Annotated in this window: 15 protein-coding genes, 1 tRNA gene and 2 rRNA genes (1 of these 18 running past the window's edge); 16 read left to right on the forward strand and 2 right to left on the reverse strand. The window is 34.2% G+C overall.

What is annotated here, in order from left to right:
• The 10 genes from KQH81_RS02120 to KQH81_RS02165 form a co-directional block, all read left to right on the forward strand.
• Positions 1–2,319 (forward strand): 23S ribosomal RNA (locus KQH81_RS02120); it begins 585 nt to the left of the window's first position.
• Positions 2,320–2,452: 133 nt separating this feature from the next.
• A 5S ribosomal RNA gene (gene rrf / locus KQH81_RS02125) occupies positions 2,453–2,570 on the forward strand.
• Positions 2,571–2,577: 7 nt separating this feature from the next.
• Positions 2,578–2,652 (forward strand) — tRNA-Asn (locus KQH81_RS02130).
• Positions 2,653–2,927: 275 nt separating this feature from the next.
• Entirely contained in the window at positions 2,928–5,015 is a 2,088-nt protein-coding gene (gene fusA / locus KQH81_RS02135; RefSeq protein ID WP_027639865.1) for an elongation factor G, read from the forward strand.
• Between the two features lie 173 nt (positions 5,016–5,188).
• The gene (locus KQH81_RS02140) at positions 5,189–5,419 is read left to right on the forward strand and encodes a hypothetical protein (RefSeq protein ID WP_027639866.1); all 231 of its coding nucleotides are present in this window, start codon (positions 5,189–5,191) and stop codon (positions 5,417–5,419) included.
• Between the two features lie 124 nt (positions 5,420–5,543).
• The gene (locus KQH81_RS02145) at positions 5,544–6,491 is read left to right on the forward strand and encodes an ROK family protein (RefSeq protein ID WP_027639867.1); all 948 of its coding nucleotides are present in this window, start codon (positions 5,544–5,546) and stop codon (positions 6,489–6,491) included.
• Between the two features lie 212 nt (positions 6,492–6,703).
• On the forward strand, positions 6,704–6,868 hold the full coding sequence (locus tag KQH81_RS02150) for a hypothetical protein (protein ID WP_168972713.1): 165 nt from the start codon (positions 6,704–6,706) through the stop codon (positions 6,866–6,868).
• An 11-nt stretch (positions 6,869–6,879) separates the two neighbouring features.
• Positions 6,880–7,029: a hypothetical protein gene (locus KQH81_RS02155; protein WP_168972712.1), complete on the forward strand. Its 150-nt coding sequence runs from the start codon at positions 6,880–6,882 to the stop codon at positions 7,027–7,029.
• Positions 7,030–7,444: 415 nt separating this feature from the next.
• Positions 7,445–8,677 (forward strand): competence/damage-inducible protein A, encoded by a 1,233-nt coding sequence (locus KQH81_RS02160; protein ID WP_027639868.1) that lies wholly within the window; start codon positions 7,445–7,447, stop codon positions 8,675–8,677.
• A gap of 181 nt (positions 8,678–8,858) precedes the next feature.
• Positions 8,859–9,800 carry a CPBP family intramembrane glutamic endopeptidase gene (locus tag KQH81_RS02165; RefSeq protein WP_051196355.1) on the forward strand — a complete coding sequence of 314 codons (942 nt, stop codon included), beginning with the start codon at positions 8,859–8,861 and terminating at the stop codon, positions 9,798–9,800.
• 181 nt (positions 9,801–9,981) lie between these two features.
• On the opposite strand, the gene KQH81_RS02170 is transcribed toward KQH81_RS02165, so the two are convergent.
• Positions 9,982–10,983 carry a phospholipase C/P1 nuclease family protein gene (locus tag KQH81_RS02170; protein WP_027639869.1) on the reverse strand — a complete coding sequence of 334 codons (1,002 nt, stop codon included), beginning with the start codon at positions 10,981–10,983 and terminating at the stop codon, positions 9,982–9,984.
• A 153-nt stretch (positions 10,984–11,136) separates the two neighbouring features.
• Between KQH81_RS02170 and KQH81_RS02175 the strand changes: the two genes are divergently transcribed.
• From KQH81_RS02175 to KQH81_RS02200, 6 genes are all read left to right on the forward strand, one after another.
• Positions 11,137–12,693, forward strand: a complete 1,557-nt coding sequence (locus KQH81_RS02175) for an ABC-F family ATP-binding cassette domain-containing protein (RefSeq protein ID WP_027639870.1) — start codon at positions 11,137–11,139, stop codon at positions 12,691–12,693.
• 130 nt (positions 12,694–12,823) lie between these two features.
• Positions 12,824–13,915 (forward strand): hypothetical protein, encoded by a 1,092-nt coding sequence (locus KQH81_RS17710; protein ID WP_343751798.1) that lies wholly within the window; start codon positions 12,824–12,826, stop codon positions 13,913–13,915.
• A 195-nt stretch (positions 13,916–14,110) separates the two neighbouring features.
• A complete protein-coding gene (locus KQH81_RS02185) occupies positions 14,111–15,472 on the forward strand; it encodes a sigma-54 interaction domain-containing protein (protein ID WP_051196300.1) in 1,362 nt (453 codons plus the stop codon).
• A 302-nt stretch (positions 15,473–15,774) separates the two neighbouring features.
• On the forward strand, positions 15,775–17,358 hold the full coding sequence (locus tag KQH81_RS02190; protein ID WP_051196299.1) for an acyl CoA:acetate/3-ketoacid CoA transferase: 1,584 nt from the start codon (positions 15,775–15,777) through the stop codon (positions 17,356–17,358).
• A 19-nt stretch (positions 17,359–17,377) separates the two neighbouring features.
• Positions 17,378–18,781: a GntP family permease gene (locus KQH81_RS02195; RefSeq protein ID WP_035770985.1), complete on the forward strand. Its 1,404-nt coding sequence runs from the start codon at positions 17,378–17,380 to the stop codon at positions 18,779–18,781.
• Positions 18,782–18,825: 44 nt separating this feature from the next.
• Positions 18,826–19,242 carry a MaoC family dehydratase gene (locus KQH81_RS02200; RefSeq protein WP_027639361.1) on the forward strand — a complete coding sequence of 139 codons (417 nt, stop codon included), beginning with the start codon at positions 18,826–18,828 and terminating at the stop codon, positions 19,240–19,242.
• A 204-nt stretch (positions 19,243–19,446) separates the two neighbouring features.
• Here KQH81_RS02200 and KQH81_RS02205 read toward each other — a convergent pair whose 3' ends face one another.
• On the reverse strand, positions 19,447–20,028 hold the full coding sequence (locus KQH81_RS02205) for an AAA family ATPase (RefSeq protein ID WP_027639360.1): 582 nt from the start codon (positions 20,026–20,028) through the stop codon (positions 19,447–19,449).
• Positions 20,029–20,091: the final 63 nt, after the last annotated feature.

Raw genomic sequence — 20,091 nt, forward strand, 5'->3', positions numbered from 1 at the left:
GTGTGATGACGTGCTTTTTGTAGAACGAGCCAGCGAGTTACGGTATGTAGCGAGGTTAAGGACTTAAGGTCTGGAGCCGAAGGGAAACCGAGTCTTAACAGGGCGAAAAGTTGCATGCTGTAGACCCGAAACCAGGTGACCTATCCATGGTCAGGTTGAAGCGAAGGTAAAACTTCGTGGAGGACCGAACCACGTTGGTGTTGAAAAACCATGGGATGAACTGTGGATAGCGGAGAAATTCCAATCGAACTTGGAGATAGCTGGTTCTCCCCGAAATAGCTTTAGGGCTAGCGTTGAGAATGAGTAGTGGAGGTAGAGCACTGAATGGGCTAGGGGGCATAGAGCTTACTGAACCTTATCAAACTCCGAATGCCACTAACTTGAATCTCAGCAGTCAGACTACGAATGATAAGATCCGTGGTCAAAAGGGAAACAGCCCAGACCATCAGCTAAGGTCCCAAAGTGTAGATTAAGTGGAAAAGGATGTGGGATTTCTAAGACAACTAGGATGTTGGCTTAGAAGCAGCCACTCATTTAAAGAGTGCGTAATAGCTCACTAGTCAAGAGATCCTGCGCCGAAGATGTCCGGGGCTAAAATCTACCACCGAAGCTATGGGTGTACACTAGATGTACGCGGTAGGGGAGCGTCCTATGTTGGAAGAAGTTGTACCGAAAGGAGCAGTGGACGACATAGGAGTGAGAATGCTGGCATAAGTAGCGAGAAGTGAGTGAGAATCTCACTGGCCGAAAACCTAAGGTTTCCTGAGGAAGGCTCGTCCGCTCAGGGTTAGTCGGGACCTAAGCCGAGGCCGAAAGGCGTAGGTGATGGACAATCGGTTGATATTCCGATACCACTATAAGCGTATGACCAATGGGGTGACGCAGGAGGATAAGATGTGCTAACTAATGGATGTTAGTCTAAGCACTTAGACAGTAAAGATAGGCAAATCCGTCTTTACAATGTTGAGGTGTGATGGGGAAGGTGCAAGCACCGAAGTATCTGATTCCACGCTGCCAAGAAAAGCCTCTAGGGAGCAAAGTAGTGCCCGTACCGCAAACCGACACAGGTAGGTGAGGAGAGAATCCTAAGGCCATCGGAAGAATTGCAGTTAAGGAACTCGGCAAATTGACTCCGTAACTTCGGGAGAAGGAGTGCCATAGAAATATGGTCGCAGAGAATAGGCCCAAGCAACTGTTTAGCAAAAACACAGGTCTCTGCTAAAGCGAAAGCTGATGTATAGGGGCTGACGCCTGCCCGGTGCTGGAAGGTTAAGGGGAACACTTAGCATAAGCGAAGGTGTGAACTTAAGCCCCAGTAAACGGCGGCCGTAACTATAACGGTCCTAAGGTAGCGAAATTCCTTGTCAGGTAAGTTCTGACCCGCACGAATGGCGTAATGACTTGGGCACTGTCTCAACTGCAAATCCGGCGAAATTGTAGTGCCAGTGAAGATGCTGGCTACCCGCGATTGGACGGAAAGACCCCGTAGAGCTTTACTGCAATTTAGCATTGAGTTCCGGTATTGTCTGTACAGGATAGGTGGGAGGCTGAGAAATAGGATCGTCAGGTCCTGTGGAGCCACCCTTGGGATACCACCCTGACAGTACTGGGATTCTAACCGGGCACCATGAAGCTGGTGACGGGACATTGTTAGGTGGGCAGTTTGACTGGGGCGGTCGCCTCCAAAAAAGTAACGGAGGCGCCCAAAGGTTCCCTCAGAAGGGTCGGAAATCCTTCGAAGAGTGCAAAGGCAGAAGGGAGCCTGACTGCAAGACCAACAAGTCGAGCAGGGACGAAAGTCGGGCTTAGTGATCCGGTGGTACCTCGTGGGAGGGCCATCGCTCAACGGATAAAAGCTACCTCGGGGATAACAGGCTGATCTCCCCCAAGAGTCCACATCGACGGGGAGGTTTGGCACCTCGATGTCGGCTCGTCGCATCCTGGGGCTGAAGTAGGTCCCAAGGGTTGGGCTGTTCGCCCATTAAAGCGGCACGCGAGCTGGGTTCAGAACGTCGTGAGACAGTTCGGTCCCTATCCGTCGCGGGCGTAGGAAATTTGAGAGGAGCTGTCCTTAGTACGAGAGGACCGGGATGGACTGACCTCTGGTGCACCAGTTGTTCCGCCAGGAGCATAGCTGGGTAGCTAAGTCGGGAAGGGATAAACGCTGAAAGCATCTAAGCGTGAAGCCCCCCTCAAGATGAGATTTCCCATAACGTAAGTTAGTAAGACCCCTTGAAGAACACAAGGTAGATAGGTGAGAGGTGTAAGTGCAGCAATGTATTCAGCTGACTCATACTAATAGGTCGAGGACTTAATCAAAGAAAACAAAGATAGAAAAGAAAATCTGTGTGCAATTTTGAAAGAATAATTAAGTTCTTTCAAAGGAAACTTACTCACTGAAGTGAGGAGTACAGTTTTTCAGCTAAATCGAAGATTTAGGAAAAATTAAGCATCTGGTGATGATGCGTAATTTGGTAATACCCGTTCCCATTCCGAACACGAAGGTCAAGCAAATTACGGCTGATGGTACTGCAGGGGAGGCTCTGTGGGAGAGTAGGTGGTCGCCAGGTCAGGCATTCCGCGATAGCTCAACGGTGGAGCACTCGGCTGTTAACCGATAGGTTGAAGGTTCGAATCCTTTTCGCGGAGCCACTTTTTTTTCGCAAAAATAAACTAGAATATTATTAATGCCTAGGCTGACGCCTAGGTTTTTTTATTTTAAATTCTCAAATAAGAAAAGTGCATAAAAATATATTGAGAGGTAATAAATATAATTATAAGAAGAATATGCTAGAGTATGGACTTTTTTAGATAAGAATTACTATTGTTAAAATTTTCAGAACATTTAATGAATTTTGAAGGAAAATTAATATTTTATATAGAATTAAAGTATTAATAATCTAATTTAATGCTAGGAGGGTTTTACTATGAAAGAATATAAAACCAAGCATCTAAGGAATGTAGGCATAATTGGACACAGTGGAGCAGGAAAAACATCATTGGCAGAGGCACTTTTGTACTACACAAAAACAACAGACCGTTTAGGAAAAATCGAAGATGGAACAACCATAAGCGATTTTGATTCAGAAGAAAAGAGAAGGGCAATTTCAATTTCTGCTACAGTAACACCATTTGAATGGGACGATGTAAAAGTTAATCTAGTAGATATACCTGGATATTTCGACTTTGTTGGAGAATCAATTCAAGGTATGAGAGCAGTTGATGTGGCAACTATAGTTGTATCTGGAGTATCCGGAATACAGGTTGGTACAGAAAAAGCTTGGAGCTATGTAAACAAGATTAAGCTTCCAAGAACATTCTTTATAAATAAATTAGATAGAGAAAACAGTAATTTTGAAAAAGTTTTAACTCAGCTTAAAGAGGCATTTGGAATATCTGTAGTTCCAATACAGTATCCAATAGGCAGTGAAAGTGATTTTAAAGGTGTAGTAAACGTTATATCTAGAAAAGCAAGATTTTATAATTCTAAGACACATGATATGGAAGATGGTCCAATTCCAGAAGAACTTATAGACAAAATTGATGAATGTAAGCAAATGATTATGGAAGCAGTAGCTGAAACAGATGAAGCATTATTAGATAAATATTTTAGTGAAGGTGAACTTAGTGACGAGGAAATCTACAAGGGACTTATAGAAGGCTGTGCAAGTGGAGATATAGCCCCAGTTATGTGTGGTTCAGCATTAAAGGTTATAGGAATGAAAACTCTTGTTGAAGGAATAATAGAATGTTTCCCATCACCAGAATATGCAATACCTCAAAAGGCTGTAGATCTTAAGAGCGGAGAAGAAAAATTTATTAAGATAAATGAAGATGATCCATTTTCAGCAATGGTTGTGAAAACTATAGCTGACCCATTCGTGGGAAAAATGTCTATCTTTAGGGTTATAACAGGAAAAGTTAAATCAGATGATGTAGTGTATAATTCTAATCAAGAAAAAGAAGAAAAATTAGGAAACTTGTTTTTCTTAAGAGGAAAAACTCAGATTCCAGTAAAAGAAGTAATAGCAGGAGATATAGCAGCAGTTGCAAAACTTCAATATACAGAAACTGGAGATACATTATGCAATAAGAAAAATCCTGTAGTTTATGACAAGATGAATTTCCCAGAACCAGTTATGTCTATGGCAGTTTTACCTAAAGCTAAGGGAGATGATGATAAGATTTCATCAGCAATTACAAAACTTCAAGATGAAGATCCTACATTTAAGGTAACTAGAGACATAGAAAATGCTGAACTTATAGTATGTGGTATGGGTGAAACTCATCTGGATATCATAGCAAGCAAGATAAAAACAAAATATGGTGCAGAAGTAATCCTTCAATTACCAAAGATACCTTATAGAGAAACCGTAAGAAAGGTATCTGATGTTCAAGGTAAGCACAAGAAACAATCAGGAGGACATGGGCAATATGGTGATGTTTGGATTAAATTTGAACCTAGAGCAGATGGAATAGAAGAACTTGAATTTGTTGATGAAGTCGTTGGAGGAGCTGTTCCAAGAAACTTCATACCAGCGGTAGAAAAGGGACTTAAGGAATGTATGAGACATGGAATCTTAGCTGGATACCCAGTTATAAAGATAAAAGCTACTTTGCATGATGGATCTTCTCACCCAGTAGATTCTTCTGAAATGGCATTTAAAGTAGCTGCTTCATTGGCATTTAAGAAAGGAATGGAAAAAGCAGATGCAATACTTTTAGAACCAGTTATGCATGTGGAAGTTACAGTTCCAAAGGACTACATGGGAGATATAATGGGTGGTATTAACAAGAAGAGAGGAAGAATATTAGGAATGGAAGCTGTAGATGACCTACAGGTTATAGTAGCTGAGGTACCTCAAAGTGAAATGCTTACTTATTCCACAGATCTACGTTCAACAACTCAGGCCAGAGGAAGTTTCACCATGAGCTTTGAGAGATATGAAGAAGTTCCTGCTATGGAAGCTGCAAAGATAATAGATGCTGCAAAAGCTATGAGAAATGAAGCATAAAAACAAATATTAATTTATATTTTGTTTTTCTATTAAATCCCGAGATAAGATGCTGTATTTGAACAGCATCTTATTTTTTTATCATTTCAAAGAATTTATTGAAAGAAAAATGGATAAAATACACCTATGGATTCATATATTAATTGTAAGTGCTTGAGATGGAGGAGATATATATGTCAAATTATCGACTAGATGTGACAGGGAATTTAGGATTGATGGATTATAGCAATATTTATGATTATATGGGTGTTGTAGATATGAAGGATAATTTTGTACTTAGGCTAAGTGATATGAATGAACAAAATTTCAATATGATTTATACGATGTTAAAGGAAAATAACTTTGATATTTGCTATGAAAACACTGCTCCTGGACAGTGGGAAATTAAAGCAAATAAAAAATAAATTTCAAGAAATTTTAGAAGAACTAGCTTATAATAAAGCTAGTTTTTATGTTTCACTTTAAGGAAGATAAAGTTCTATGATATAATAATTTTAATAATGATTTATTAATTGTGGAGGAAGAAGAATGAATAGTTACGTAATAGGAATAGATTTAGGCGGCACAAAGATTTGTGGTGCTTTAGCTGATTTAGATGGTAATATATTAATCAAAAAAACTATAGCAACAGAAGCAAATTCTGGTGAAGAACATATTTTAAATAGAATTATATCAGTGATAGAAGACTTAAAAATAGAAGGAAAAGTAGAAGAAGGTCAATTGAAATCCATAGGAATAGGTTCACCGGGACCACTTGACTCTGTAAAGGGCACTATAATTGAAGCCTCAAACCTTCCGTTTAAAAATTTTAACTTAGTGAATCCAATAAGTGAAAAATTTAATGTTCCTGCTTATCTTCAAAATGATGCAAATGTAGCTGCTTTAGGAGAACACCTATTAGGAGCTGGAAAAGGAACAAATAATATGGTTTATATAACTGTAAGCACTGGAATTGGTGGAGGTGCTATTATAAATGGAAAGTTGTATTCAGGTAACACATGTAACGCTTTAGAAATAGGACATACTACTATAGTGCCAGATGGTCCAAGATGTAATTGTGGAAATTATGGATGTATTGAAGCTGTAGCATCAGGAACAGCAATAGCAAAAAGAGCAAAGGAAGCTATTGAAAGAAGAGAAAAAACATCTTTATCCAGTTATGAAAATGTAACTTCTTTTGAAGTTTTTAAAGAAGAGAAAAATGGGGACAAGGTTGCAAAGTCTATATTAGATGAAGCTTTAAATTATTTAGGAATAGGAATTGCAAATGTAGTAAACATTTTTGACCCAGAAATGATAGTTATCGGAGGCGGTGTAAGTAAAGGAGGAGACATAGTCTTTGATACTGTAAAGAAAGTTGTAAAAGAAAGAAGCTTAAAAGCTATGGCAGAAAGTTGCCGAATAGAGCCAGCAAAACTTGGTGGAGACGCAGGTGTTTCAGGAGCAGTAGCACTTGCATTATCAGAAATTAAATAAAAATATTTTAAGGTCAGCAAAAACTGAACAGTTTATTGTATAATCTACAGAAAGCTGCTAGAAGTTTAATTAAAGCTGACCTTTTGTATTTTTTGAAGGTGTTTATTTTAAAGATTTTTAAAATAAAATTTATTGGAGTAAATTTACTAGCATATAAAAACGAAATTATAGCAAAATAGTATTATAAATAAAATTTGAAGGAGGATATGAATATGGCAAAGAAGGGTATGCGTAGACCAGATCCAAGTGATCCTCATGGAACTGAAAGTAATCATAAACAAAAATTCCCTAAAAATGATCAGCCACCTGTACCAGAAATTCAAGGTATGGCCGCAAAAAGTGGGAACAAAAAAGCAAATCCAATATATTATGATTAGGAGGAGACTATATGCCAAAGGATAGTCAACCAGACAATAAAAGAGCTAGAATGGAAAAATGTAATTATCAAACTCCTATAACTAGTGAAGAAGGTAAAAATCATAACAGAACAAATAAAAAACAGTCTACCATAAACAATAATTGGAAAAGTAATCCTTAAACCATGCATAATGGATTAAAAGTTTTATATAACTATTGAAAATTTAAACAAACATAACTAAGGCAAAGAGCTCTTCTCTTTTGCGGTAATCATTGTTATACTCATATAGTCAATGGATAGCATATATAGCAGATTAGAAACATTCAATTGATGTATTGTTATTAGTAAAGGACACCTCTACAATTGTAGAAATATATGTATTAAATAAGCTACCGTGCGCACCTCAAAGTAAAAGAGAAGAGTTTTTTCATATATTAAACTGTTCAGTGTTATGGGAAACTATAGCATTGAACAGTTTTTTCTATTATGATATGATTACTTTACAATGGAAAAATTTATGACATAATTAATGTAAAGCATTAATAGATATTCTAAATATGATGAATTTTACATATTATCAAAGGGAGGTTATACTATGAATGCTGAAATAATCGCAGTAGGAACAGAATTACTTTTAGGAGACATTGTAAACACGAATGGTCAATTTTTGGCTAAGGAGCTAGCTAGTCTTGGAATCAATGTATACAGACAAAGAACTGTAGGAGATAATGAGGAGAGAATTCTTGGAGCTTTTAAAGATGCATTTTCTGATTGTGATCTTATAATAACTACTGGAGGTCTAGGGCCAACAAAAGACGATATGACAAAAGAAATGGTCTGTAAATTTTTTAATAAGGAGCTTATCCTACATAGAGAATCTTTTAAATATATAGAAGAATATTTTGAAAGGCTTGGAAGACCTTTTAGTGAGAATAATAGAAAACAGGCCTTATTTCCTGAGGATGCAGAAATACTTCCAAATCCAAATGGAACAGCACCTGGTGCAATTATAAAAGGAACTGATGGCAAAACAATAATTATATTGCCTGGACCACCAAAAGAAATGAAACCTATGTTTAACAATTATGTTAAGCCATATATTAAGAAATTAAGCGATGGCATACTTTACTCAAAAGTACTTAGATTATTTGGAATAGGTGAAAGTCACATGGCTGAATGCCTAGATGATATAATAGAAGGACAAACAAACCCAACAGTTGCTCCGTATGCAAAAGAGATGGATGTAACTTTAAGAATTACAGCAAAAGCTGATAGTGAGGAAGAAGCCATAAAACTCATTGAACCTATGGAAGAAGAAATAAGAAATAGGCTAAATGAATATATATATGGTGAGGGAGATACAACATTAGAAGATGAAGTGGCAAAACTCTTAATAGCTAATCATAAAACTATATCTCTAGCAGAATCTTGTACAGGAGGAATGGTTTCATCTATGCTTGTGAATTATCCAGGAGTTTCCGAAGTATTTCTTGAAGGAGCTGTAACTTATACTAATGAAGCAAAAATGAGAACTTTAAAAGTTAAAAAGGAAACCTTAGATAGATATACTGCGGTCAGCGAAGAAACTGCTATAGAAATGGCAGAGGGCATTGCTAGAAGAACAGGTTCGAATATAGGTATAAGTGTAACAGGAATTGCAGGTCCAGGAGGAGAAACTGAAGATCAGCCAGTTGGACTTGTCTATATAGGTATATATAATGATGGCAAGGTAAGGGCTGAAAAGCTTAATTTTCAAGGAAATAGGAGCCAAATAAGGTCAAGGGCAGCTCTGAATGCTTTAAACTTTATAAGAAAAGAATTAATTTAAGATAAAAAAATCCCTCTAACTATTATGCTAGAGGGACTTTAGGAGATTATATAAATAAAATGGGGGAGAGTCTAATATAAGTCAACTTATATTAGATTGGGTAATTACTTTACATTTATAAGTATTTACTAAATACAAAAATAATATACATCCTTATCAAAAAAAATTTAGGAGAATGCGTGTGAAAAAGAAAATGAAACCAATATTTAAAGGCAACAGCTTTGTACTAGTGCTGGTAACAATTCAATTTATCGGAAGTTTGATATTAGGCAATACTATAGGAGCGAAAATGACTACAGGACAACTTTTAGTTTTCAGCCAAGTAGCATTCCTTTTAGTTCCAACGGCTATATATTTTATAATAACCAAGAAACCGATAAAGGAAACTTTGAAGTTAAACAAACTTTATATAACAGACATAATATGTCTTATAGCTATAGGAATTTTATGTTATCCAATCGCAGGATTATGTGCAAACATATCCAGCATATTTTTTGAAAACAATGTGCAGGCTGTGGTAAATCAACTTCAGGGAATATCTTTTGCAACTCTTATAGGAATAATGGCACTTACTCCAGCAATATGTGAAGAAATTGTTATGAGAGGAGTAGTCCTTAGTGAGTATAAATATAAAAATACATTTAAAGCAGCTGTAATGAATGGAATTATATTTGGACTTATGCATTTAAGCGGACAGCAATTTTTATATGCGGCTGTGTTAGGATTTTTATTTGCATATATAGTTAGAATCACTGGAAGTTTATTTTCAACTATGATAGTACATTTTGTTTTTAATGGATTCAATATGACAGTATCATATATGGCAACTAAATTTCAAGGTGATGCTATGGTAGAAGCTGTTCCTATGACTGCAAATACTTTTCTTAGTGCTATAATAACTCTTTCGATAATGTCAACTATAAGTGGATTTATTATATGGCTTCTTGTAAGGTATATGAAAAAGAAAAGAGAAAGGCTTAATTTAAATATTGTAAGCCAAGATGAAAATGAAGAAGAGAATTTTTCGGATGAAGTATGGGAATTAAAAAAAGAAACAATGGTGAATTTGCCTTTTATTTTATTGGTGATATTTAATATTGTATTTATTAAGCTTTTTCAATAAAACTATTATGGTACAGATTTTACCAAATATAGTTGCTATAGTTAGATAGAGATGATATAATTTCAATATAGTAGAAAATAAGTTGATAGATTACTAAAGTAGCGCGAAAAAATTAATTATTTTGTCAAGCAAATTTTAGTTATTATATACCCCTACAAATGGAGTCCTTAGGAACAAGCACCTAGGGCTCCATTTCCTTTTTTGAAAAATCTGTCGTAATACAGTTTGAGGTATCATATTGTGCAAGTCTAATAAAGCTATTTGCTTTCGCTTCCTTAAAAAATATATACAAATATGCGCTTATCGCATCTTGAGTATATGTCATAGTGGAATCAGCACTAAGTCCCCATTTATCATAATCATCAAGAATTATACTATAGCCTCCCCAAGGAGTACATTTTTTAGCAGTAGCATAATCTTTCATATTATAAGCATTAGCTGCACATCTTTCAGCTAAAGTATTCAATGCCTTAGAAAAGTTAATATCTCTATAATCTGAATATACAGTTGCATTTGAAAGTTTAAATTTAGCTCTGTTTTTATCTGCCCATTTTTCATACTTTACATGGTTAGAATTAACAGCTGTAAGGTTTGAGGCATGATGGGGCTCATTTATGTCTTCAAGATAGTGGATAGCACGACCAAGGTGGTCGAATGCTTCATGCTTGTCATGAGTGAAAAGTTCTAAAGCAAGCTGACTGTGTTGAATAAATTTGTCTTTTGCAGTTGCTCCAACAAAAGCATAATTTTTCTTGAAGATGTAGTGATAAAAGTGATGAACATATAAAAATTCATTTTCATCAATATCAGGAGCATCAGCGCCATTTAAAATAACATGAACGTAAGGATATATTATATCATCATAATCAGCACCTACATCACTTAAAAAAAGTTTTATTCCTCTAGCACATAGATATTGATGAGTATGATCTATTCCTCCGCTTTCCCATCTAGCGTCTTCAGTATCATTATGAAATAATGGTTCAAATCCCTTACCGCTACCCATAATATCATCACTGCCATTAGATATATCTTCAAGTTTTTCTTTGTTGAAGGAAGTTGATATAGGGCTATAGGTTCCTTGTTTTGGAATTTCAGTCTTACTATAAGTAGGAATACAGGGAGCTGAAATACCACAAATTAAAGTAAAACAAACAAATAAAGATATTAAAGCACGTTTCATATTTATCATTCTCCCAAAATTTTAAAGTCTCATATAGATACTATCTCCAATATTGCCATAGGATATTTACTAAAGGGAAAAATAGAGTTTGAGATTTTTTCGATTTTTAAATATAATAATCTAAGAATGTCATTTACGTGAGGAGAGAAACTGATGAGTATACTAACAGTAAAAAATTTAAGTCATGGCTTTGGTGACAGAGCTATATTTGATGATGTATCATTTAGACTTTTAAAGGGTGAGCATATAGGGCTTATAGGCGCTAATGGAGAAGGAAAATCCACCTTTATGAATATAATAACAGGAAAGCTTATGCCAGATGAGGGAACTGTAGAGTGGAGCAACAGGGTGAGAGTAGGATACATGGATCAGCATGCAGCTCTAGAAAAAGGTAATACCATAAGAGATATTCTTAGGGATGCCTTCAAATATCTTTTTGATATGGAAGAAGAAATACTTAAAATATCAGATAAAATGGCAGAAGCAACACCTGAAGAATTAGAAAAACTTTTAGATGACATGGGAACGCTTCAGGATATATTGGATCACAGCGGGTTTTATACTATAGATGCAAAGATTGAAGAGGTTGCAGGAGGTTTAGGGCTTAAGGATGTTGGATTAGATAAAGACGTAACAGACTTAAGTGGTGGACAAAGAACTAAGGTATTGCTTGCAAAACTTCTTCTCGAAAATCCAGATATATTACTTTTAGATGAGCCTACAAACTATCTTGATGAGGCTCATATCGAATGGCTTAAGAGATATCTTCAAAATTACGAAAACGCATTTATATTGATATCACATGATATACCATTCTTAAACAGTGTAATAAACCTTATTTATCATGTTGAAAATCTTAAGATAACAAGATATGTTGGAGACTACGATAATTTCAAGAGAATACATGAAGCAAATAAAAAGCAGCTTGAGGCGGCTTATGAAAGACAGCAGCAAGAAATAGCAAAACTCGAAGATTTCGTTGCTAGAAATAAGGCAAGAGTTGCTACAACAGGAATGGCTAGAGCAAGACAAAAGAAGCTAGACAAGATGGATAGAATAGAGCTTGCAGGAGAAAAACCAAAGCCAGAATTCTACTTTAAGGAATCTAGAACTTCAGGAAAGGTTATTTTTGAAACTAAGGATTTAGTTATAGGATATGATAGTCCTCTTACAAAACCACTTAATCTAAAAATGGAGAGAGGACAAAAGATAGCATTAGTTGGAGCAAATGGTCTTGGAAAGACAACGCTTCTAAGAAGCCTTATGGGATTCATAAATCCACTAGAGGGGGAAGTTACATTAGGTGACTATCAAGAAATCGGCTACTTCGAACAAGAGATAAAAGATGCAAATTACAAGACTTGTATAGAAGAGGTTTGGCAGGACTTTCCTAGCTTTACACAATACGAAGTTAGATCAGCTCTTGCAAAATGCGGACTTACTACAAAGCACATAGAGAGTAAGGTTGTAGTTCTAAGTGGAGGAGAGCAGGCAAAAGTGAGACTTTGTAAACTTATCAATAAGCCAAGCAACATCCTTATCCTAGACGAGCCAACAAACCACCTTGATGTGGAAGCAAAAGATGAATTAAAAAGAGCATTAAATGAATATAAGGGAACAATTCTTTTAGTATGCCACGAACCAGAGTTTTATAGAGATGTAGTTAATGAGGTGTGGAACTGTGAGGATTGGACATTAAAAGTATTTTAATATTTATATTATAAAAGAGTTAGAGTTATTCTAACTCTTTTATAATGGATAAATTATCAGAAAAGTTATGAAAAATATGATATAATTTAGATGATTAATATTAACATATAAGTAATAAATAGGGGGAAACATGAATAAAAAGAAAATTTTAAAAACAATTATGTCATTATTAATAGTAATAACTTTAACTCCTCAAGTTGCATTTGCACACAAAGGTAGAACTGATTCTAGTGGAGGGCATAGAGATAATAAAAATGTATCAGGACTTGGTTATTATCACTATCATTGTGGAGGACATCCAGCACATTTACATGCTAATGGAGTTTGTCCTTATGGGAATAATTCATCATCTTCATCAACGAGCTCAAATGATAATGATGTTTCAAAAAGGAATGAAGCTCAAAAAAATGGATATGATGCTGGATACCAAGCAGGATCTAATGGAGATACTTATAATGATTCAAGTTCCTTAACATATGCAAATGAATATAAAAGTGGATATTCAAGTGGATATGAAAAGGGAAAAGAAGAACTAGAAATTAAAATTAAAACAGCTTATGATGAGGGATTTGCACTTGGTTCTAAAGGAGAAAATGAAAACAATACATATGATGTACAAGCTATTAAAAGTTCTTATTCAAAGGGTTACGATAATGGTTTGAAGGCATATATAAACGAAAATAAAGAGAAGTATTTTAAATTTGGAGAAGAGGACGCTGTTAATTTCACTATGAGAGAGTTTGACAGCAATGTTCCAAATGAATTAAAAGAGGAGTATAAAAAATCTTATAGTAATAAAACTTCTAATTTAAAGAAGATTGCTTATGATTTAGGCTATGAAAAAGCTGTAAACAATAAAGAGGCTGATTCTTCTAATTTTAAACATTCTGAAGAAAAGAATTCATATGATGAAGGATACAATGAAGGAAAAGCTGATATAGAAAAAGAAAAAGATATTGCTTATGAATATGGACACACAGGAAAAGAATATGATATACCAGAACAATTAGCTGGTGTTGAGGAATTATTATTATCATCTTATAATGAAGGTGTAGAAAAATTAAAGTTAGAGAAAGAATCTCAAGATAGAGCTATAAAAACTACAATGGCTGTATTATTGGTTGGTGGGATAGCAGGAGGGGCTGTTATCAAGAAAAAGAAAGGTGCTTCAAAGAATCTTACTATACATTCAAATAATGATAATCATAAAGAAGGATTTTAAAAATATATCAATTCTCATAGTAAAAGGGGATGTTTCAATTTATGAAATATCCCTTTTGTGATAAAATAGAAAAAAATATATTTTATAGAAAAAATTATTATGATAATATATTTATATTAACTGTAGTACATATTTTTGAGAAAATAATAATATATATACGAAAAATGTAAATATAAATAAAACGGAGGGAGAAATGTGGAAGAGATATTAAGCTTAGAGTGCATAGAAATATTAGACGCTATATGTAAGAGAATAGTAATTATAAATACAAAGTCAGAAATAGTTCATATGTCTGAAGATTACTGTGAATTTTTAAGTGTAGTACAAAATGAAATAATAGGCAAGCATATCACAGAGGTAGTTGAAAATACTAGGATGCATAAGGTTTTGAAAACTGGTGAAGCGGAGTATTCACACCTTCAAAGAATTCATGGTCGAAATATGATAGCTACCAGAATACCTATAATTAAAGAAGGTAAAATAACAGGAGTATTGGGCTATGTAAATTATAAAGATACTAGGGAAGTTCAAGAGCTATATAACAAGATATTCAATATGGAAAAGAAGATAAGTTGTTATAAAAGCAGTTTAAAAGCAGAAGTTACTTCAAAATATTCATTAGGTTCAATAATCGGCAAGAGTGATCTTATATTAGAGAGCAAAGAATTAGCTGTTAAATCTGCATTAACTGACTCCACAGTCTTATTATTAGGTGAAAGTGGTACTGGTAAAGAGTTATTTGCACATGCTATTCATTCATTAAGCAGTAGAAGAGACAAGCCATTAGTTAGAGTAAACTGTTCAGCTATACCGAGAGAACTTTTAGAATCAGAATTATTTGGATATGAAAAAGGTGCATTTACAGGAGCAAATAAGTCTGGGAAAATAGGAAAATTTGAACTTGCAAACAATGGAACTATATTTTTAGATGAAATAGGAGATATGCCTTTATTTATGCAGGCAAAAATTTTGAGGGTGCTGCAGGAAAAAGAAGTAGAACCTATAGGATCTAATATGCCAATTAAATTAAATATAAGAATAATTGCTGCTACCAACAAAGATTTACAAGCCATGGTAAAGGAAAAAACCTTTAGAGAAGATTTATATTACAGACTAAATGTTATTAAAATTAACGTACCGGCTTTAAGACATAGAGAAGGAGATATTGAGTTATTATCCTATCACTTTTTGAACTTATTATCACTAAAGATGGGGAAGCAAGTTAAAAAAATATCTAAAGAAGCAATGGCACTTTTAAATAAATTCGATTGGCCAGGCAACGTAAGAGAGTTACAAAATGTGATTGAATGGTGTTTAAATATAATAGATGAATCTGATGTTATAAATGTTAATGATTTGCCAGAAAGGTTGAAGAAGAATGAACCTATTATAAAGGATATAAAAACTTTAGAAGAGCGGCTTTTAGATACAGAAAAGAAAGTTATATATGAAGCTTTGATAACATATAAAGGGAATAAGAGTTTAGCGGCTAGGAAGCTTAACATAAGCAGAGTAACTCTTTATGAGAAGATAAAGAAATATGATATTAAAATTTAAATAAAAAATTATTATTTTACTAACACTTTGTGAAACGTTTTCTCAAAGTGTTAGTTTTTATTTACACTTAAAATTAAATGTAAAAAAGATGTTAAGTAAAGTTAACAGTTAGGTTTTGAAATTGATTTATATGTAAAGGTATCCATACACATTTATTTGAAAATTGAAAAAAATATAGCCTCTAATAGAGAAAAAGAATGCATTTGTATTGATTTTAAGCGAATTAAGCTTCAATAGTTTGGTATATAAATTGCTTTAATTATGTATTAACAGGTTCAATTTAAAATTATTGGAGGGATATTATGGCTAAATTTATAACAGCTAATGAAGTTGAAAAAATAATTAAAGATAATGCTACAGTTGCAGTTGGAGGATTTATAGGAACCGGACATCCTGAAGAAATAACTAGCGGAATTGAGGAAGATTACATTAAATCAGGAAGACCTAAAAATTTAACTCTTGTTTATGCAGCAGGGCAAGGAGATTCAAAAGATAGGGGATTAAACCATTTTGGTCATGAGGGATTAGTAAAAAAAGTTATTGGAGGACATTGGGGATTAGCACCTAAACTTCAAAAGCTCGCTATAGAAAACAAGATAGAAGCTTATAATCTGCCACAAGGCGTAATTAGTCACTTATATAGAGATATAGCAGCAAACAAACCTGGAACAATCACAAAGGTTGGATTAAAAACTTTTGTAGATCCACGTATTAGTGGAGGTAAGTTAAACGATATCACTAAAGAAGAGATAGTCTCACTTACAAATATATTTGGAGAGGATTATTTGCTGTATAAAGCATTTCCTATAGACGTTACTATTTTAAGAGGAACTTATGCAGATGAGGATGGAAATATATCTTTTGAAAAAGAAGCAGCTCAGTTAGATGCACTAGCTATGGCACAAGCAGCTAAAAATTCCAATGGAATAGTAATAGTTCAAGTTGAAAATATGGTTAAGAAAGAAACTTTGGATCCTCATTATGTCAAGCTTCCAGGTATTTTAGTTGACTATATAGTTATAACTAAAGATAAAAGAAATCATATGCAAACTTTTGCTGAAGAGTATAATCCAAGTTTTGCAGGAAAGATAAGAGTCACTTTGAATTCTATTAAACCAATGGATTTAAATGAAAGAAAGATTATATCTAGAAGAGCTGCCATGGAGTTAAAGCCTAATTCTATAACTAACTTAGGAATTGGAATGCCAGAGGGCATTGCGTCAGTAAGTAATGAAGAGATGGTTGGAGATTATATGAAACTAACTATTGAATCAGGTCCTATAGGTGGAGTGCCTGCTTCAGGATTAAACTTTGGAGCCTCAATAAATCCAGATGCAATAATAGATCAAAACTCTATGTTCGATTTCTATGATGGCGGTGGTTTAGATATTGCATTTTTAGGATTAGCTCAATGTGATAAATATGGAAATATAAATGTCAGCAAATTTGGATCTAAAATAGCTGGCTGCGGAGGATTTATAAATATAACTCAAAATGCTAAAAAAGTAGTATATTGTGGTACTTTTACAGCTGGAGGTTTGAAAATAGATATTAGCGATTCAAAACTAAATATATTAAATGAAGGTAATTGCAAAAAGTTTGTGTCTGAAGTAGAGCACATTACTTTTAGCGGTGAGTACGCAAGAGATATTGGACAAACTGTACTTTATATAACAGAAAGAGCTGTTTTTGAACTTACTTCTGAAGGAATAAAGTTAATAGAAATTGCACCGGGGATAGATTTAGAAAAAGATGTTTTAGACTTGATGGATTTTAAACCTATTGTAGATGAAAACTTAAAATTAATGGATTCCAGTATATTCAATGATTCTTTGATGGGCCTTGAGCAGAAATTAAAAGAGAAATACCAAAATAAAGAAAAATAAAAGTTAGGGGGAAAAAATAATGTTTGGAGTTTTAGGAATAATTATTTCTTTGATACTTTTGATGTACTTTGCTTATAAGGGAGTGAGCGTTATAATACTTACTCCAGTATTAGCTTTACTAGCTGTTATTTTGGGCGGAAGCTTAAACTTACTTCCTGTATATACTGAAACCTATATGGTAAGTTTAGCAAACTATGTGAGAACCTATTTCCCAATATTCCTTCTTGGAGCAATTTTCGGAAAGGTTATGGATAGCTCTGGAGCAGCTAAATGTATTGCTAATACCATAGCTAAAAAGCTTGGAAAGGAAAAAGCTATTATTGCAGTAGTACTGTCATGTGCAATATTAACTTATGGAGGAGTTTCATTATTTGTTGTTGCATTTGCCGTTTATCCAATAGCGGTATCTTTGTTTAGAGAAGCTGGAGTTCCAAAGAGATTAATACCAGCATCCATAGCATTAGGCTCATTTACTTTTACAATGACTGCACTACCAGGTACTCCACAAGTTCAAAATGCTATCCCAATGCCGTTCTTTGGAACAGATACTTGGGCATCACCTGTCTTGGGAATCATAGCATCTCTTATAATGGCAGTTGGAGGATGCGCATGGCTTATGTATAGAGCAAAGAAAGCTATTTTAGCTAAAGAAGCTTTTTCACCGGAAGAAGGAGAAGTGGCTGCTGAAGCAATTAGAGATATAGAAGAGGAGCCAGTTAATGAGAGTTTAGGCAACTTTTTTATTGCAATATTACCAATTTTATTAGTTCTAGTATTAAATTTCTTATTATCTAAGTTTGTATTTGTAGAATCATTTATGGATTGGGGAGACTTAAGTAAATATAATACTACAATACAAAAGGTTGGAGGTACATGGGCTTTAATAGTTTCACTTCTGATTTCAATCTTAATATGTTTATTTACTAACTATAAAAAGTTTGACCATCCAGTAAAAATAATAAATGAAGGTGCTAATGGTTCATTAATAGCTATATTAAACACATCTGCTGCAGTTGGATATGGAAATGTTATCAGTTCATTAGCTGCTTTTGAGATAGTTAAAGGAAGTATTTTAGGAATATCAAAGAATCCGTTAGTTGCAGAAGGTATTTCAGTAACTGCTCTTGCAGGTATCACTGGATCAGCATCAGGGGGAATGAGTATTGCTCTAGGAGCATTAGGAGAAAATCTACTTAAGCTTGCCAACACTTATGGTATAGACCCTCAAGTACTTCATAGGGTTGCAACTATAGCTTGTGGAGGATTAGATAGCCTACCACACAATGGAGCTGTTGTAACATTATTAGCAGTATGTGGATTGACTCATAAAAAATCATATTTTGATATCATGATGGTTTCAGTGATTATACCAATTGTAGCGTTAATAGCAGCTATAATCTTAGGATCTATGGGTATAGTTTAATAATATTAATAAACACAATTTAGAAGTAAAAGGAGATGGAAAATATGACTGGCAAAACTATTAATGAAATTAATTTAGGAGATAAAGCAAGTTATAGCAGGACGGTAACCGAAGCAGATGTAGTATTATTTGGTGGAGTAAGTGGAGATTTAAATCCAGCACATTTTAATGAAGAATATTGTAAAGATACTATGTTTAAAGGCAGAATAGCCCATGGTATGTTATCATCAAGTTACATATCAACGGTGCTTGGAATGCAATTACCTGGACCAGGTACTATATACTTATCTCAAGAATTGAAGTTTACTGCTCCTGTTAAATTTGGAGATACTGTAACTGCAACTATTGAGGTTATAGAGAAAATAGAAGAAAAAAATAGAATTGTTTTAGATACAATTTGCACTAATCAAGATGGAAAAGTTGTTGTAAAAGGAAAAGCGGTTGTAATGCCACCTAAATAGTTATGAGAATCCCTATACTTATGTGTAGGGATTTTTTATGTTGAATTATTTCTTTTCATCTAGATTCAAAAGGCAACCCTATTTATTGGGATACTTATGTTTATGCAAAGATAAACCCAAATTAACAATAATCTATTAAAAGCGTAATAAGATTGAAACAAAAGACTGCACCAAAAGTTTTGATATTTTTGATGCAGTCTTTTTCTAAGCATCTTTTTTCTGCTCAGATAATTCTTTGATATTTAGTATCTCAAGGATTTTTTCTGAACGTTCCTTTGTAGAACCTTCTATGGTTATGTAAGGTACGTTTTCGGAATCTAAAAATTGTTTGATTGCTTCATCAATTGATTTAGCAAGTGTCTCATCCTGCCATCTTATACCGTCTTGCTTGTAGCCGAATTCTCTAGGAACAAAAAATAGATAATCATATTTATCAAGATCACTTAGGGCTAGTCCATAAAGATCTTTTAAAATTTCTTTTTCTTTGGTACTTCTCTTCTTATCCCCAAGCATAAATCTTCCATATACATATGGAATAAATGTGGCATAATCGGTTATAGCATAATCAAATTCATTAAGAGAATCCTCTAACATTTTCTGTCCAAGATAAATTCCATATTGCTCGGAAATGGTCTCTATCATACCTTTTTCTTTTAAGTAATCTGTACTATATTCAGTTGCAGCACCTACATTTAAGCCTTTTACTTTTAAGTCTACATATACTTGCTGTATAAGAGTAGTCTTACCACATCTAGGGCCGCCTAAAATTGCAATTCTTATAGGCATCGTCTAATCCTCCAATTAAATTAAGTAAATACACTTTATTATATCATAAACATTGAAATTGTA

The sequence above is a fragment of the Clostridium cadaveris genome, from assembly GCF_020911725.1.
GTDB classification, from domain to species: Bacteria; Bacillota; Clostridia; order Clostridiales; family Clostridiaceae; genus Clostridium_X; species Clostridium_X cadaveris.